Below are 14,866 nucleotides of genomic sequence, written 5' to 3'. Positions count from 1 at the left end.
TTATGATGTAGCAGTTATTGGACTGACCTCGGAGAGAAGTCTTCTGTATGAACGCATCAATCAGCGTGTCGATCAGATGATGGCAGACGGCTTATTAGACGAAGTAAAGGGCCTTTTGGAAAGCGGTGTACCTGCCGATGCTCAGTCGATGAAAGGGATCGGGTACAAAGAATTGGTTGCGTATCTCGACGGAAAATGTACGCTCGAAGAAGCTGTCGATGAGATCAAGAAAGGTACGCGTCATTTCGCCAAACGGCAATTTACTTGGTATCGTAAGATGCCATATATTGATTGGTATGAAGTTAAGACAAAAAAAGATATTATAGGAATCGAAAAAGAGATTGCAAAGAAATTGACAGGAAAATTCTTCTTCTTGTAGAATAGATAAGTAAAGTAGTGCGTATTCGTAATAGCGGAGGAGGGATTAGCAAGCTATGAAACCCACGAATTTGCAAGATAGCTTTTTGAACTTAGTTCGAAAAGAGAATATGGCCGTTGTTATCTATTTGGTGAATGGATTCCAGTTGCGCGGCATGGTAAAAGGTTTTGACAATTTTACGGTGATTTTAGAGCAGGAAGGAAAACAGCAGCTCGTATACAAACATGCGATTTCGACGATCATGCCGTTGAAACCGTTCGATGTATACAAAAAATTGACCGAGAACGAATAAATCAATGCGGAAAGACGGTGCATATGCACAGTCTTTCTTTTTTTTCATATACTGAAAATGATTTGGCATCGAAGCGGAGGGAGCTTGTGTGTGGCCACAGATCATTATTTCATCAAGAAAAAGCAATCTGTCTTTAGGGCGCAGTATCATGAGCAAGAACAAAGCACTCGAAGAAGAATCGTTCGTACAAAGAAAAAACGAGGACGCGGTACTGTCTGAACGTGAGATATTCAGAGAACTTGATGCGCTTGTTGGGCTTCGCTCAGTGAAGGAGATGCTCAGAGAAGTCTATGCGTTCTGGGAGATACAAAAATGTCGCCAACGACAAAAGCTGGCATCGGAGCCAATGGTGTTTCATATGATCTTCAGCGGCAATCCCGGGACGGGCAAGACGACGGTGGCACGCATCTTCGGGCAGATATTGAAACAGATCGGTGTCATAGAAAGTGGGCATATCGTAGAAGCAGAACGTGCCGACTTGGTTGGCGAGTATATCGGGCATACGGCACAAAAAACGCGAGAGAAGATAAAAAAAGCGTTTGGCGGGGTGCTTTTTATTGATGAAGCGTATTCGCTTGCTCGCGGTGGAGAAAAAGATTTCGGCAAGGAATCGATCGATGTTCTCGTCAAGGCGATGGAAGATCATAAGAATGATTTTATTCTTGTTTTGGCAGGGTATCCGTCCGAGATGGAATCGTTTTTGTCGGTGAATCCCGGACTTAGGTCACGTTTTCCGATACAGCTGTCATTCGAGGATTATACCGAGAGAGAACTTCTCTTAATTGCCGACCTTTTTTGCGAGAAGCGAGAATATAAGTTATCGGAACGTGCGCGAAAACGGCTCGGAGAGATGGTGATGGCAGAGCGATATGGGCGCGAATCGGTATTCGGCAATGCACGTGTCGTACGTAATCTTGTAGAAAAGGCGATCCGCAAACAGGCGATCCGGCTAATAGGTAAGCCGAATCTGTTAAGACATGAACTGCTGATGTTGGAAGAATGTGACTTTGTGATGAAGTGAATATCAAGGTTGGGCATTGTCTACAATAAGACGAGATTTGAAGGGGAGTAGGGCAGGATTTTGCCGAAAAAGAAAGAATAAATAACGATTATAGATTTTATCCTGAAAGGAAGACGGTTACGATTACAACATTAGATGGAAATCTCGTCGGCTTGCGTCGCAGTGTGCTCGAGGAGATAGAAGGATTATATGAATTTCATACGGCAGATCAGTTGGCAGATGTAGAATTGATCCGAACGATGTACGAACTCAGCTGTCGTATCGGCAGAGAGTTGGCTGTCTATATCGACCGTGCGGGAACGGTTGTGCAGGTGTCGGTCGGTGAAGCACAGACGATCGACCTTCCGCCTGTGAAGCAGACGCGTCGTGAGGACGGTCTTTGCGGTGTGCGCTGTCTGCATACGCATCCGAGCGGTGCGGCAGGTCTTAGCTCGATCGACTTGTCTGCTCTGCGGTCTATCCGATTTGACTTGATGGCGGCAATCGGTGTCGATGATACAGGCCGAGAAGCTGTCGGCTTTGCTGTGTTGTCGGGACGCGATAAGAATACGTTTACGACGGCGGAATATGAAGCGATCGACGCGGAATCGTTCTCGTCTATCGCAACACGAGAAGTCATTGCCAAAGTTGAACGTGATATCAAGACTGTGGGCGGATACGATCTTCACGAAGAAGAAACGGCTATTCTCGTCGGTGTGGAACAGCCTGCGGAATGGGATATCGAAGAATCGCTTGCCGAGCTCGAACGACTCGCCGATACAGCAGGTGCCAAGACGGTCGGCGTTGTGAAACAAAAACGGATGAAAGCCGACTCTGCTTTTTATATCGGCAGAGGGAAAGTCGGCGAGATCGCCATTCTCTTGCAGGAAACAGGCGCATCAATGGTCATTTTTGATAACGAGTTGTCGCCGTCACAGCAACGTAATTTGGAGCAGGCATTCGGTGTGAAGGTGATCGACAGAACGGCGTTGATCTTGGATATCTTCGCACAGCGAGCTCGTACGTTCGAAGGTAAGCTGCAAGTTGAATTGGCGCAGATGCAGTATCATCTTCCGCGTATCATGGGGCAAGGCTTGGCACTCTCGCGTCTCGGCGGTGGCGTCGGTACGCGCGGTCCGGGGGAAACGAAACTGGAAGTAGACCGTCGTACGATCCGTAATAAGATCAGCGATATCAAAGGTCAGCTTGAAGTTGTGCGTCGACAGCGCGGTGTACAGCGCAAACAAAGGCAAGACAAACAGGTGCCGTCGGTTGCTCTCGTCGGATATACGAACGCAGGGAAATCGACGCTTTTGAACGCGCTCACACAGTCCGATGTCTATGCGGAAAATCAGCTGTTTGCTACGCTTGATACGACGACACGCAGTCTGAAATTGCCGTCGGGTCGCAGTATCGTCGTTACCGATACGGTCGGCTTTATTCAAAAATTGCCGCACTCTCTTGTGTCGGCATTTCGTGCGACGCTGGAAGAAGTTGTGGAAGCAGACCTTCTTCTTCATGTTGTGGACGGAAGTTCGGAACAGTACGAAAAACAGATGATCGCTGTTGTCGATGTACTTCGTGAACTCGGTGCAGCAGACAAACCGCAGATCGTTGTGTTCAATAAGTGCGACAATATTACGAACGAGCATCGTTTGGAACAGATGTCGCGCTGGGAACATTCGGTCACGGTATCGGCACTCGATCGAGAAACGCTTGTGCCTCTTATTGGGAAATTGGAAAGATTTTTGGATGAACAGTCTGTCCATATGACGCTTTTGATCCCGTATGAAGAGAGTGGTAAGATGCTCAACTTTCTGCATGAGAATGTGAACGTAAAAGAAATGGAATATCAAGAAAACGGAATTTTGGCCAAGGTCAGCGCAGGTAAGGAATGGGAGTCTGCTTTGGTCAAGTATCAGATAGAGGAGTAATAATGATGGAATGTTTTTCGAATAAAATTATCGAGGCTCGTGAAGAAGCACTCAGACAAGTAAAAGGAATGTTCGCCGATGTTGACAGGATCGCGGAAGTCAATACGCTCAAGGTATTGAATGCACTTCGAAAACATCGTATCTCGAGCTACCATTTCAGCACGTCGTCGGGTTATGCATATAACGATGCAGGCCGCGAAAAGCTCGATGAATTGTGGGCTGATATCTGCGGTGCAGAGAAAGCACTTTTCCGCAGTCAGTTCGTGTCAGGTACGCACGCGCTTGCAACGGCGCTCTTCGCATTCCTTCGCCCGGGCGATACGCTTCTTGCCGTAACGGGCGAACCATATGATACGATGCAGACGGTTATTGGTTACAAAGGAGATTCGCCGGGATCACTTGCTGAATTCGGTGTAAAATATGAGGAACTGCCGATGATCGACGGTAAGATGGACTGGGAAGGCCTTCCGTCGCGTATCAAACCGCATATCAAAGGGGTATTGATCCAGCGTTCGCGCGGATACAGCATGCGCGATCCGTTGACGATCGCCGATATTGAGCGTATCTGCAAAACGATCAAAGCGATCAATCCCGAATGTATTTGTTTCGTAGACAATTGCTATGGTGAATTCACCGATGTGCTGGAACCGACGAATGTTGGGGCAGACCTTATGGCAGGCTCGCTTATCAAAAACCCGGGCGGCGGTATTGCTCCGACTGGCGGTTATATTGCAGGTCGTGCCGATCTTGTTGATCAAGCATCGTATCGCATGACGGCACCGGGCATCGGCGGAGAGCTTGGGGCATCGCTTTCGGGGAATCGCCTATTCTATCAAGGTCTGTTCCTTGCACCGCACGTAACGGCACAAGCGGTCAAAGGTGCCATCTTTGCATCGGCATTTTTCGGTGTGCTCGGATATCATTCGCTTCCTGCACCGACGGAGAAACGCAATGATATTATCCAAGCGATCGAGCTCGGTAGTCGCGAGAAAATGGAGGCTTTTGCCAAAGGCATTCAGATGTATTCACCTGTTGATGCGTATGTAACGCCCGAAGCAGGAGATATGCCGGGATATGAAGATGCCGTTATTATGGCGGCCGGTACGTTCGTACAAGGTGCATCGATCGAGCTTAGTGCAGATGGACCGATGCGTCCGCCGTATATTATTTATTTGCAGGGCGGACTGACACTCGAACATGCTATGATCGGCAGTATGGGCGCGGCAGAAGAGATCGAACGCCTTGCAAGCCAAGCGTAACGGTCATAGGGGGATTCTGACATGAGTATGAAAAATATGATCATCGGGTTGATCGTAGTTGCAGTAGTAGTATTTGGTGCAATCTATGCATTTGTTTTGCCGTCGTCGGATCGTATGGCAGAAGGATTACATATCGGTAATGTTGCGATCGGCAACATGACAAAAGAAGAAGCTAAAGCAACATTAACGAAGGTCTGTCAACAGGCAGAAACGGATGGTAATGTTCTTGAATTGATGGAAAATGAAGAAAAATCATGGTATGTAAAAGCTAAGGAGTTTGATTTTTCGGTCGATGTTGATGCTACGGTCGAACGTGCTTATGCAGTCGGTCGTGAAGGCAATATTTTCACTTGTATCAAAGATGCGTACGAAGTTCGTTCGAATCATGAGATGGTCGGCTATGTCGTTCGATATGATGAAGAAAAATTGACCTCGATCATCAACAATATCCGAGATATGATCGAAGTAAAACCAATCGAAGCGAGCCTCAAGGTCGTAAATCGCAAGGTCGTCATTCAGCCGAATCAAACAGGTTATCTTGTTGATACGGATGCTGTCTTGGCAGATGTCAGAAATTTCGGTTCTCAGCTTCCGTATCGTGTGTCGTTGCATACGAAAACGATCGTTGCTAAACGCACGACAGAAGATCTGGCAGAGTTCAAAGATGTACTCGGTATTTATACGACATATTTCTCGACTGCGGCAGTCGGTCGTACGCATAATATCCATTTGGCGGCAGGTGCCATTGATGGTTTGATCATGAAACCGAATGATGTATTCTCGTTTAATGGTGTTGTCGGCTATCGTTCGGCAGAACGTGGGTACCAAGAAGCTCCCGTTATCGTAAATGGTAAGATGGAGCCAGGTATCGGCGGTGGTATCTGCCAGGTCAGCACAACGATGTACAATGCCGTCTTGTTGGCAGACCTCGGGGTAGTTGAGCGCAAACCGCATTTCTTCCCTGCAACGTATGTTCCGAAAGGGCTTGATGCGACCGTCAATTACGGAACGATCGACTTCAGATTCCGCAATACGCGTCAGTCGGATATCTATTTATGGCTCAATGTAGTTGGCAATCAGATCACTGTTGCCGTTCTTGGTAATACAGAGAAAGAGCCTGTATCTAAGGTCAGCTATCGGTCAAGAGTCGAAGAAGTCATTCCGATGGAGATCGTGAAGATAGAAGATGCAACTGTTCCGAGCGGACAAGAGGTCGTTGAAGAAAAAGGAAATCAAGGTTACATAACGGCAACGTATCGTGTGGAAAACGGAGAATCCAAGCTGGCATATCGCGACCGTTATCCTGCAACGAAACGAGTGATCCACGTTGGTCCGAAAGCGGTTGAACCGAAGGTATCTGTGAAAAAAGAAGCAGATAGAGAAAATCGGACGGAAGAAAACAATACAACCAATATAGCAGAACAAAAACCAATGCAGAATACGGCAGTGCCGAATACATTGCCGCCGAAACCGTCTGCAGAGAGAGAAGCAGACCGTTAAACAAAAAAGCAAGCACAAATATGTGCTTGCTTTTTTGCGTCTTCGAAAGGAAAAAAGAAGCATAGTCGGGCGATGTATGCATACAATGAAGTGAAAGGCGGAATGAACATGAAAGCGGACATGATTTTGGAAGAAGATATCTTTCCTTTTTTACCCCCAAAATGGGGGGAGGTCATTCGGGCAGAAGATGCGCTTCACGAAGAGGAGGTCAGTGAGATCCGTCTGCGTGTCGGAGAACCGATCAGATTGCGGTATGGACTGGCGGAAGTTGCGCTTTCCCGTAAGGTGACGATCACGGCGCAGCAACTGGAGGGTATCGTATCTTCCTGTTGCCAACATTCGCGATATGCGATGGAGAGTGAGCTGAAAAACGGATATATTACGATCTGCGGAGGACATCGTGTAGGTATGGCGGGACAAGCGGTCGTTGTTCAGGGAGAAGTCAAGATGCTGAAACATATCCATTCGCTTGCGTTTCGTATCGCGCGAGAGATCGTTGGTTGTGCAGACGGCGTATTGCCGTATATTCGGGAAGATGGCTGTGTGCAGAGTACGCTTATCGTTGCACCGCCGTACAGTGGCAAGACGACGATCTTACGTGATCTGGTACGGCAGTTGAGTGACGGTGAGGAAAGAAGTGGAGGAGTCGGCGTTATTGTTGGACTGGCTGATGAACGGTCGGAGATAGCGGGCGCATATCAAGGGATACCGCGACTGAATGTGGGGGCGCGAACAGATGTGATAGACGGTGCGCCGAAAGCAGCTGCTATGATGATGCTGATCAGAGCAATGAGTCCTGTTGTGATCGCTACAGACGAGCTGGGACACAGAGAAGATATAGCGGCAGTAGAAGAAGCTGTTCATGCGGGTATCGCAGTGGTCGCGACACTTCACGGAAGAGATATCGAAGATGTCTTGGTGCGTATGAGAAAGACCCGGCAAGAAATCTTTGCGCTGTTTTCGCGTATCATTTTTCTTGATAATCAACCAACAATGGGGTCTGTTCGTGCGGTCGTTGGTCGTGATGACATCGGCGAGGGGACGTTATGATATCGGGCATAGGAGTTATACTTGTTTTGTCGGCAGGAATCGGTATGGGAATATTTCGTGCGAGAGAATTGTGGGCAAGGCCACGTCAGATACGTGCTCTTATACAAGCCTTGTCTGCTCTTGAAACACAGATCGTATATGGTGAGATGTTTTTGGCAGACGGGTTTCGTGATTGTGTGAACGGATGCAGTGAGGATAGCATAACGAAGATGTTTCTGCACTTGTCGGAGCGATTGAAGAAAGACAGGCGGTGCTGTATCTCGGAAGCAGTCGTTGAGATGCGCAGAAAAATGAGCAGTGACGCTTCTTTGGGACAAGCGGAATGGAATATGTTGATGTTTTTGGGAGAACAGCTTGGCAGAACAGGCTGTCGCGAAACGGAAAAGCAGATCAGGCTCGCTGTTGAGCAACTAAAACGGATAGAAGATACTGCGATAACGGATGCGAAGAAAAAGGGAAAACTGGCGATCTACATAGGCGCGTGCGGTGCGTTGATGGTGATATTGGTATGCGTATAGAGGAGGGTATGATGGAACTGAATCTGTTGTTTAAGATTGCAGGCGTTGGGATATTGATATCGGTCATTCATATGGCGTTAAAACAAGCGGGGAAAGAGGATATGGCACATCTTTGTACGTTGGCGGCATTTGCTTTGGTATTGTTGTGGATCGTACAGCTGCTCGGACGGTTGTTTCGGACGGTGCAAGATGTGTTTCGATTATCATGAGGTGAGAAGATGGATATGATACAGGTCGTCGGGATAGGAATGACAGCAGTTTTGTTGACCTTGGTGGTAAAACGGTCGCATCCTGAGCTTGCGGTGCAGATCACGATTGTGGTTGCGGGAATCGTCTTTTTTCTTGTTTTGGACAAACTACGCATGATCATCGAGCTGTTCACCGAGATGGCAAAGCGGGCGGGTATCGGAGAGATGTATCTTATTATCTTGCTCAAGATCATTGGCATATCTTATCTCGTCGAATTCGGTGCGCAGGTCTGTCGTGATGCGGGAGAGGGAGCGATAGCAAGTAAAGTAGAATTAGCAGGTAAAGTGATGATACTCGTGATGGCGGTGCCTATCATTGCCTTTGCGCTCGATACGATACTGCGGTTGATGCCATGAAAAGATGGATGTGGCTTGTTGCTATATTTTTTATTTGGGGTATAGGTGTGGCAGAAGGTGCAAGTGCAGATGAGATCATTAGTCAGGAGCTGTTTGATTCGCTTGGGGCAGATGCGCTTAATCGCGAAATAGAACAGATCAATCGCGATCTGATGATCGATATGTCACCTCTCACTGTTGATACGGTTCGCCGAATTGCTGCCGAAGGAATTGCCTTTGCGCCCGAAATGTGGGTGCGTTCATTGGAACAAATATTTTTCCGCGAGATCACATCGCAAATGCATCTTCTGGGTAAGCTCCTTTTTCTAGCGGTGCTGTGTGTGTTGATGCAGCAGCTGCAAACCTCGTTTCGATCTTCACAGATCGCTGCCCTATCATACAGTGTATGTTTTATTTTTTTGCTCATTATTGGGATGAAAGCGTTTACGTCTGCGGTGATGCTTGCAGAGCAAACGATCGATGCGATGATAGGTTTTATGGAAGCGTTGTTGCCGCTGATGTTATTTTTGCTTACGGCAGTCGGTGCTATTACGAGTGCGGCGCTGTTTACACCGCTGATGTTATTTGCAGTGAATGTGCTCGGCGTCTTAATGAAGACGGTGATATTGCCGATGTTTCTTTTGACGGCTGTCCTCGATTCGCTTAATTATTTTTCGAGGACGTATCGGCTTGGGCAGCTGGCATCTTTGATCCGACAAGGCGGAATGATATTGTTCGGATTTGGGATGATGCTGTTTACAGGACTGCTTACGGTGCAAGGTGTATCAGGCGGGATCGCCGATGGATTGGGGCTTCGGACAGCGAAGTTTGCGGTGGGCAATTTTGTTCCGATCGTCGGGAAGATGTTTGCCGACTCAGTCGACGTGATATTCGGAGCATCGCTCATCTTAAAAAATGCGATCGGCATTTTCGGTATGGTGACGGTTGCGACGGTCTGCCTTGTTCCGCTCATAAAACTCTTGGTACTGGCATTTTTGATGAAGGCAGGCGGTGCGTTGATACAGCCGATGGGGGAAGAGCGTTTGGCAAACTGTTTGGCACAGCTGGGAACACATATATTACTGCTCTTTGCCGTTACGCTGTCGGTCGCGCTTATTTTCTTTTTGACGATCACCATTATCGTCGGTGTCGGCAGTATGTCGGTCATGATGCGCTAGGAGGTATGAGATGGAGTTTTTGGGCGGATGGATACGCGAGATCGTTGTGCTGTTGGTGTTTATCGTTTTTTTGGAACTTCTGATACCTCGTTCATCGGTAGAAAATTTTGTTCGCGTCGTAGCGGGGCTGTTGATATTGGTGACGATCTTAAAGCCTATCGTCGTATGGATACATGATTTTCACCCGATGGAGATATCTTGGCAAGATATGTCGCGTAAATCGGCAGGGCATACATTCGATCCGTCTGCTTTTATAGAGAATGCGTATGAACAAGGATTACGGCATAAGATAGCATCGTATTTGACGAAAAAAGGACATGATGAGCAGAGCGTTGTGGTAAAAGTATGTCTGAATGATGAGGCGATCGCGGTACAGTCGGTCGTTATCACGTTGGAGCGGATGCCAAGCGAGGCTCTGCAAAGAGAACTTTGTAATGTATTTGATCTGCCGCGCGGCGTAGTGTCGATCATGCAAGGAGGCAAACAAGATGAACGGAAAAGATAACGGCGACAGTAAAGCAGTGTGGCGTCAATGGAGAGGTAAGGTGCGATATCCGAGATTGATGGCTGTTGGCGGATTGGGGTTAGCACTGATGCTTGGTGCACCACTGATGGAAGAAGAGAAGACGACACCGATAAGTAACGATGCTGCATACATACCCGAGGTAAGACATTCGGACGAAAAAGCATGGGAAGAAAAACTGGAGAAGATACTTTCTTCGATAGAGGGTGCAGGTGCTGTCGATGTCATCGTGCAGATAGATGAAGAAAAACGAATCGAGCACGAGAAGAATCGTACACATGAGAAGCGTACCGTAACAGAAGGACAGAACGGTGCCGAAACGATAGAGGAGAAGATAACGGAAGAATTGCCGATGCGACGCGAAAACGGAGTGGAATCGCCGATCGCCAGCCGAACGCTCAGACCTGCCATCAAAGGAGTGCTTGTTGTTGCCGAGGGTGGTTCTTCGTCTGCTGTTCGGGAAGATATTCGGGATGCGGTCGAAACGGCGACGGGCGTAGCTTCGTATCGCATCAAAGTATTGGCGAAAAAACGGGAGGGAATAGCGAGATGATATATTGGAATCATTGGAAACGGTATGTGGGAGCAGGGTGTTTCCTTGTCATGGTTTTTGTTGCTGTTATAGCAATATGGCAATGTGAAGTCAAAAAAGAATCGCTCCCTGTCATGGTGCAGGTGGAAGATGCGGCAAGAACAGACGATTATATCGAACTTCGTATTGCACGTGACAGACATCGAAGTGAAGCGCGCGAACTGCTTGCGCAAGCGATCGAGGCAGAGGAGGATAAAACGATCCGCCGAGAAAAACAGACGGCACTCTGGGAGTCCGATAAGAATCGTCAGGCAGAGTCTGAACTGGAAACGATCATCAAGGCAAGAGGATTCGATGATGCACTCGTATTTTGCCAAAGCGACTCTGCCACCGTTATGGTGCGTACAGATGTGCTCGCGCGAGAGGAAGTCGTCGAATTGGCATCACTTATAGAGCGTATCAGCGGTGTAAAAAAAGAGCATATTTTAATTCGTGCCAAACCGTAACAGAATCGACAGGAACTGTTTGTATAACAGGAGAAAGTTTGATATAATAAAGCGAATAGAACATTTTTTATTAAAAAGTCATCCTAAAACTAGGAGGGGTGGTATGGATACAAAATTTGATCGAATCGAACATAATGATGTCGGTACGATACGCATTGCTGATGAAGTCGTGGCGATCGTAGCAGGTCTGGCGGCAACGGAGATTCCCGGTGTTGCAGGTATGAGCGGTGGGCTTGTCGGCGGTATCGCGGAGATGCTCGGGAAAAAGAATATGGCAAAAGGTGTAAAGGTAGAGGTTGGCGAGCGTGAAGCCGCAGTAGACCTTTTTGTCATTGTGGAATACGGTGTGCGTATTCCCGATATTGCATTGACGGTACAAGAAAATGTAAAACGTGCCATTGAATCGATGACGGGACTTGAAGTAATTGAAGTCAATGTCCATGTACAAGGTGTCGGCTTTGCCGAAGGCAAAGAGGAAGATATTCGGGTACGCTAGGAAGGAGCAGTTATGGAAACACTAGGACGTATTATTTTTATTATTTATAATATACTGTTGGCAGTTTTTGCTTGTGGGGTCATCGGTGCGGCGTTGGGCCTTATTCCGCTCGCGCTGATCGAAGACAGCTTTACACAGCATGTCTATAATAATTGGCAGGTAGCGATCATTGGGCTTGTATTGCTTGGGGTCAGCGTACAATGGCTCTTTTTGCTCATTCATCGTCGCCCGAGCAAACGTGAAATGATCATTCACAAAACGGAATTCGGTGAAGTTCATATCTCGATGTCTGCCATCGAAAATCTGCTGGAAGATATTACTTGCTCGATCAAAGGCGTACGCGGTGTAAAGATCCGTTCTCGCCATGATGATAAACACGGTATCCGTGCTTCGCTTCGCTTGATCGTAAGTCCCGACTGCAATGTTCCGACGGTTGCGAACGAAGTCAAAGAACGTGTAAAAGAATACATGAAAACGACGGCAGGTTTGGAACTCAGTGACATTGAAGTTATGGTAGAAGACATTTCGAATCAGTTCAAAGTGAAAAGACGCGTTAACTAATCGAGATGGGGTGAAGAAATGAATCTGAAATTATTGGAAAATCTGTGGCAAGACCATAATGGAAAAACGGTCGGTGCCATTGTCGGTATGATCGTCGGCATATTGATTATCGTATTCGGTTTATTCAATACCCTGTTCATTGTAGCGTGTGGGGTCTTTGGCTACGTTATCGGTAAACGTGTCGATGAAGAAGAAAGTATTGTAGAAATGATAGATCGGTTTTGGCCGTTCCATTATCGCAGATAAACAGAAGGGATCAGGTGAATTATGAGTCGTAGTATGGCACGAGAATTTGCTTTGCAGGCATTGTTCCATTTGGAATTCAATGAAGCAGACACACAATCTATTTTAGAAACGATCAAAGAAGAAAATAAATCTTTGTCGAGCGGTGCGATGATGTATGCACAGCAGTTGGTCGATGGTGTATCGGCACAAAAAGAAGCGATCGACGCAGAATTGTCGATATATGCGCAGGATTGGAAGGTAGCGCGTATGCCTGCCGTTGACCGTAATATTTTGCGTATTGCTGTCTATGAGATGAAACATCAAGAAGAACAGATCGATGACGGGGTTGCTATCAACGAAGCTGTTGAGCTTGCGAAACGTTTCGGCACGGACCGTTCGCCGAAGTTTATCAACGGTGTGCTCGGTAAGCTGTCCCGCGCGGCGAAGGATTGATCGTGAAGTATTATATCGGCATTGATACAAGTTGCTATACGACCTCGGTAGCGATCCTTGACGAAGACGGCAACCGTGTAGCGGACAATCGTCGCATTTTGGCGGTGAAAGAAGGCAAACGCGGATTGGCGCAGTCTGAAATGGTATTCCAACATATGCGCAATCTTCCAGAACTCTGGGAAGATGCGGTTAGTGATATCGACGGTATGAATATTGCGGGAATCGGTGTTTCGACGATGCCAAGACGTGCGGAAGGGTCTTATATGCCTGCCTTTTTGGCAGGGCATGGTTACGCACGTGTCCTTTCGTCGACGCTCGATGTACCGATCCACAGCATCAGTCATCAAGAAGGACATATTTATGCAGGTCTGTGGTCGTGCAAACAGCTTGTAAGCGAAGACTTTTTGGCGATGCATGTGTCGGGCGGAACGACAGAGCTGGTGCGTGTTCGCCGCAGTGGTGATATCATCGAATCGGTAGAACTCCTTGGCGGCAGTATCGATTTGCACGGCGGTCAGTTCGTCGATCGCATTGGTGTTGCGCTCGGACTTTCGTTCCCGACGGGCAAAAAACTCGAAGAATTGGCACGTGGCGGTCACGATGCTCCTATTGAACTGCCTGTGTCGGTACGCGGATTATCGGTCAGTTTTGCAGGACCCGAGAGTCATGCACAGCGTTTGATGACGAAGCCGTATGACAGAGCTGCTATGGCGGCTGGTGTAGAAGAATGTATCGGCAAAACACTTGCCAGACTTCTTCGCAATGCGGCAAACGAAACGGGTTGCCAAGACATCTTGATGGTCGGCGGCGTCATGTCGAATACGTATATCAGAAACTATCTCAAGACATATTTTAAGAAAAAAAGAATACGAGCAGAATTGTATTATCCCGAAGCTGTATACAGTCCCGATAATGCAATGGGAGCGGCTTATACCGCTTGGCTGAAGCGATAAGAAAACCGGACATAAGGTCTGGTTTTTTTATTTGACAAAATTTTTAAGTAAAAAGTAAGAAATTTTAAATTGAAAGAAGGGTTTGTAATGTTATGCCAAGAACAAGAAATAATAAAATAAAATATGTCGGGGGGAGTAAACTATGCTCTGCAAAAAATGTGGATGCGAAATTCCTGATGGATCAAAGGTGTGCAGTTATTGTGGAAGTGAGACTGCGATATTAAAAGAAGAAAAGAAACGAAAGGCAAAAAAACAGGCAAAGTGGGGATGTCTAGCATTTGTTGTTATTTTTGTTTTGCTTGTTGCATCGTGTTTTAATAGTATCAACGAAAAGTCTGCAGAAAGATATAAACCTGTTGCTAATGTTGAGGTTATACTTGAGAGTGATGAATTCAGCCTTTTAACTACACAAGAGTTGAAGGAAAAACTAGGTAAACCGGGAAATGTTACAAAATGGAATTTGCATACAAAGAAAGGAGATGTTCCTTTTATAACGTACACCTATTATTGGGATGGATTCTATGGGGATTTTGACATTTATGATGATCAAGTTGTGAAACTTAATGTAATGGCGTCTGTTCGTGAGTGGAAAATAGGTGAGTTAGATTCGTATAAAGGGCTTGCCATGTTTGGGATTATACCGAATCAAGAGAAAATTTCTACAGCGGTTATTGCTCCTGCACGTACTAAACTTGTAAATGTCTCTGAAGAAGTTCCTGTTGTTGACATATATGGAGATAAAAACAGAAATGTTACTGTAATAAAATTTATTTATAATGAAAATTTTGATATATAATAGTGAACCGCTCCTTCATGGGGCGGTATTTTTGTATATCGAAAACCCCGCGCTAGGCGTGGGGTTCCGTAAAGCTTATAGCTATGCGTAAAACACAAAAGCTCCTTTTGATATAATGCTACTAGGC

General features: G+C 46.7%; 20 protein-coding genes. All 20 read left to right on the top strand.

Annotation, left to right across the window (positions count from 1 at the left end):
• The coding region (locus IJN28_05935) for a tRNA (adenosine(37)-N6)-dimethylallyltransferase MiaA (GenBank protein MBQ6713306.1) at positions 1 to 379 on the top strand (379 nt) is incomplete at its 5' end.
• Between the two features lie 55 nt (positions 380 to 434).
• The gene (gene hfq / locus IJN28_05930; protein ID MBQ6713305.1) at positions 435 to 671 is read left to right on the top strand and encodes an RNA chaperone Hfq; all 237 of its coding nucleotides are present in this window, start codon (positions 435 to 437) and stop codon (positions 669 to 671) included.
• A gap of 148 nt (positions 672 to 819) precedes the next feature.
• A complete protein-coding gene (locus IJN28_05925; GenBank protein ID MBQ6713304.1) occupies positions 820 to 1,692 on the top strand; it encodes an AAA family ATPase in 873 nt (290 codons plus the stop codon).
• A 122-nt stretch (positions 1,693 to 1,814) separates the two neighbouring features.
• Positions 1,815 to 3,605 (top strand): GTPase HflX, encoded by a 1,791-nt coding sequence (gene hflX, locus IJN28_05920; protein MBQ6713303.1) that lies wholly within the window; start codon positions 1,815 to 1,817, stop codon positions 3,603 to 3,605.
• Positions 3,606 to 3,610: 5 nt separating this feature from the next.
• The gene (locus tag IJN28_05915; protein MBQ6713302.1) at positions 3,611 to 4,864 is read left to right on the top strand and encodes a methionine gamma-lyase family protein; all 1,254 of its coding nucleotides are present in this window, start codon (positions 3,611 to 3,613) and stop codon (positions 4,862 to 4,864) included.
• 21 nt (positions 4,865 to 4,885) lie between these two features.
• Positions 4,886 to 6,364: a VanW family protein gene (locus IJN28_05910; protein ID MBQ6713301.1), complete on the top strand. Its 1,479-nt coding sequence runs from the start codon at positions 4,886 to 4,888 to the stop codon at positions 6,362 to 6,364.
• Between the two features lie 108 nt (positions 6,365 to 6,472).
• Positions 6,473 to 7,414, top strand: a complete 942-nt coding sequence (spoIIIAA, locus tag IJN28_05905) for a stage III sporulation protein AA (protein ID MBQ6713300.1) — start codon at positions 6,473 to 6,475, stop codon at positions 7,412 to 7,414.
• Between the two features lie 44 nt (positions 7,415 to 7,458).
• Positions 7,459 to 7,932, top strand: coding sequence for a stage III sporulation protein AB (locus IJN28_05900; GenBank protein ID MBQ6713299.1), 474 nt, complete (start codon positions 7,459 to 7,461; stop codon positions 7,930 to 7,932).
• An 11-nt stretch (positions 7,933 to 7,943) separates the two neighbouring features.
• Positions 7,944 to 8,141, top strand: a complete 198-nt coding sequence (gene spoIIIAC / locus IJN28_05895) for a stage III sporulation protein AC (protein ID MBQ6713298.1) — start codon at positions 7,944 to 7,946, stop codon at positions 8,139 to 8,141.
• 9 nt (positions 8,142 to 8,150) lie between these two features.
• Complete coding sequence (spoIIIAD, locus tag IJN28_05890) at positions 8,151 to 8,537, top strand: stage III sporulation protein AD (protein MBQ6713297.1); 387 nt, start codon at positions 8,151 to 8,153, stop codon at positions 8,535 to 8,537.
• A complete protein-coding gene (gene spoIIIAE, locus IJN28_05885) occupies positions 8,534 to 9,694 on the top strand; it encodes a stage III sporulation protein AE (GenBank protein MBQ6713296.1) in 1,161 nt (386 codons plus the stop codon). Before spoIIIAD ends, spoIIIAE begins: the two co-directional genes overlap by 4 nt.
• Positions 9,695 to 9,704: 10 nt before the next feature.
• Entirely contained in the window at positions 9,705 to 10,199 is a 495-nt protein-coding gene (locus tag IJN28_05880) for a stage III sporulation protein AF (protein ID MBQ6713295.1), read from the top strand.
• Positions 10,183 to 10,770: a hypothetical protein gene (locus tag IJN28_05875; protein MBQ6713294.1), complete on the top strand. Its 588-nt coding sequence runs from the start codon at positions 10,183 to 10,185 to the stop codon at positions 10,768 to 10,770. Before IJN28_05880 ends, IJN28_05875 begins: the two co-directional genes overlap by 17 nt.
• A complete protein-coding gene (locus tag IJN28_05870; protein ID MBQ6713293.1) occupies positions 10,767 to 11,255 on the top strand; it encodes a SpoIIIAH-like family protein in 489 nt (162 codons plus the stop codon). Before IJN28_05875 ends, IJN28_05870 begins: the two co-directional genes overlap by 4 nt.
• Before the next feature lie 103 nt (positions 11,256 to 11,358).
• Positions 11,359 to 11,751 carry an Asp23/Gls24 family envelope stress response protein gene (locus IJN28_05865; GenBank protein MBQ6713292.1) on the top strand — a complete coding sequence of 131 codons (393 nt, stop codon included), beginning with the start codon at positions 11,359 to 11,361 and terminating at the stop codon, positions 11,749 to 11,751.
• A gap of 12 nt (positions 11,752 to 11,763) precedes the next feature.
• Positions 11,764 to 12,312, top strand: a complete 549-nt coding sequence (gene amaP / locus IJN28_05860) for an alkaline shock response membrane anchor protein AmaP (protein ID MBQ6713291.1) — start codon at positions 11,764 to 11,766, stop codon at positions 12,310 to 12,312.
• Positions 12,313 to 12,330: 18 nt separating this feature from the next.
• Positions 12,331 to 12,558 (top strand): DUF2273 domain-containing protein, encoded by a 228-nt coding sequence (locus tag IJN28_05855; GenBank protein ID MBQ6713290.1) that lies wholly within the window; start codon positions 12,331 to 12,333, stop codon positions 12,556 to 12,558.
• 21 nt (positions 12,559 to 12,579) lie between these two features.
• The gene (nusB, locus tag IJN28_05850; protein ID MBQ6713289.1) at positions 12,580 to 12,990 is read left to right on the top strand and encodes a transcription antitermination factor NusB; all 411 of its coding nucleotides are present in this window, start codon (positions 12,580 to 12,582) and stop codon (positions 12,988 to 12,990) included.
• Positions 12,991 to 12,992: 2 nt separating this feature from the next.
• Entirely contained in the window at positions 12,993 to 13,943 is a 951-nt protein-coding gene (locus IJN28_05845; GenBank protein ID MBQ6713288.1) for an O-sialoglycoprotein endopeptidase, read from the top strand.
• Between the two features lie 142 nt (positions 13,944 to 14,085).
• Positions 14,086 to 14,739 (top strand): zinc ribbon domain-containing protein, encoded by a 654-nt coding sequence (locus IJN28_05840; GenBank protein MBQ6713287.1) that lies wholly within the window; start codon positions 14,086 to 14,088, stop codon positions 14,737 to 14,739.
• The last annotated feature ends 127 nt before the right edge of the window (positions 14,740 to 14,866 follow it).

Source organism: Selenomonadales bacterium (assembly GCA_017442105.1).
GTDB lineage: Bacteria > Bacillota > Negativicutes > RGIG982 > RGIG982 > RGIG982.
Note: the sequence above shows the minus strand (reverse complement) of the source record. Positions and strands in the feature narration are given on the sequence as shown.

What these genes read in the sequence shown, in the direction of transcription:
- hfq (MBQ6713305.1), top strand. Translation starts at nt 435, where the DNA reads ATGAAACCCACGAATTTGCAAGATAGCTTTTTGAACTTAGTTCGAAAA.
- IJN28_05925 (MBQ6713304.1), top strand. Translation starts at nt 820, where the DNA reads ATGAGCAAGAACAAAGCACTCGAAGAAGAATCGTTCGTACAAAGAAAA.
- IJN28_05915 (MBQ6713302.1), top strand. Translation starts at nt 3,611, where the DNA reads ATGGAATGTTTTTCGAATAAAATTATCGAGGCTCGTGAAGAAGCACTC.
- IJN28_05910 (MBQ6713301.1), top strand. Translation starts at nt 4,886, where the DNA reads ATGAGTATGAAAAATATGATCATCGGGTTGATCGTAGTTGCAGTAGTA.
- spoIIIAA (MBQ6713300.1), top strand. Translation starts at nt 6,473, where the DNA reads ATGAAAGCGGACATGATTTTGGAAGAAGATATCTTTCCTTTTTTACCC.
- IJN28_05900 (MBQ6713299.1), top strand. Translation starts at nt 7,459, where the DNA reads ATGGGAATATTTCGTGCGAGAGAATTGTGGGCAAGGCCACGTCAGATA.
- spoIIIAC (MBQ6713298.1), top strand. Translation starts at nt 7,944, where the DNA reads ATGGAACTGAATCTGTTGTTTAAGATTGCAGGCGTTGGGATATTGATA.
- spoIIIAD (MBQ6713297.1), top strand. Translation starts at nt 8,151, where the DNA reads ATGGATATGATACAGGTCGTCGGGATAGGAATGACAGCAGTTTTGTTG.
- spoIIIAE (MBQ6713296.1), top strand. Translation starts at nt 8,534, where the DNA reads ATGAAAAGATGGATGTGGCTTGTTGCTATATTTTTTATTTGGGGTATA.
- IJN28_05880 (MBQ6713295.1), top strand. Translation starts at nt 9,705, where the DNA reads ATGGAGTTTTTGGGCGGATGGATACGCGAGATCGTTGTGCTGTTGGTG.
- IJN28_05875 (MBQ6713294.1), top strand. Translation starts at nt 10,183, where the DNA reads ATGAACGGAAAAGATAACGGCGACAGTAAAGCAGTGTGGCGTCAATGG.
- IJN28_05870 (MBQ6713293.1), top strand. Translation starts at nt 10,767, where the DNA reads ATGATATATTGGAATCATTGGAAACGGTATGTGGGAGCAGGGTGTTTC.
- IJN28_05865 (MBQ6713292.1), top strand. Translation starts at nt 11,359, where the DNA reads ATGGATACAAAATTTGATCGAATCGAACATAATGATGTCGGTACGATA.
- amaP (MBQ6713291.1), top strand. Translation starts at nt 11,764, where the DNA reads ATGGAAACACTAGGACGTATTATTTTTATTATTTATAATATACTGTTG.
- IJN28_05855 (MBQ6713290.1), top strand. Translation starts at nt 12,331, where the DNA reads ATGAATCTGAAATTATTGGAAAATCTGTGGCAAGACCATAATGGAAAA.
- nusB (MBQ6713289.1), top strand. Translation starts at nt 12,580, where the DNA reads ATGAGTCGTAGTATGGCACGAGAATTTGCTTTGCAGGCATTGTTCCAT.
- IJN28_05840 (MBQ6713287.1), top strand. Translation starts at nt 14,086, where the DNA reads ATGCTCTGCAAAAAATGTGGATGCGAAATTCCTGATGGATCAAAGGTG.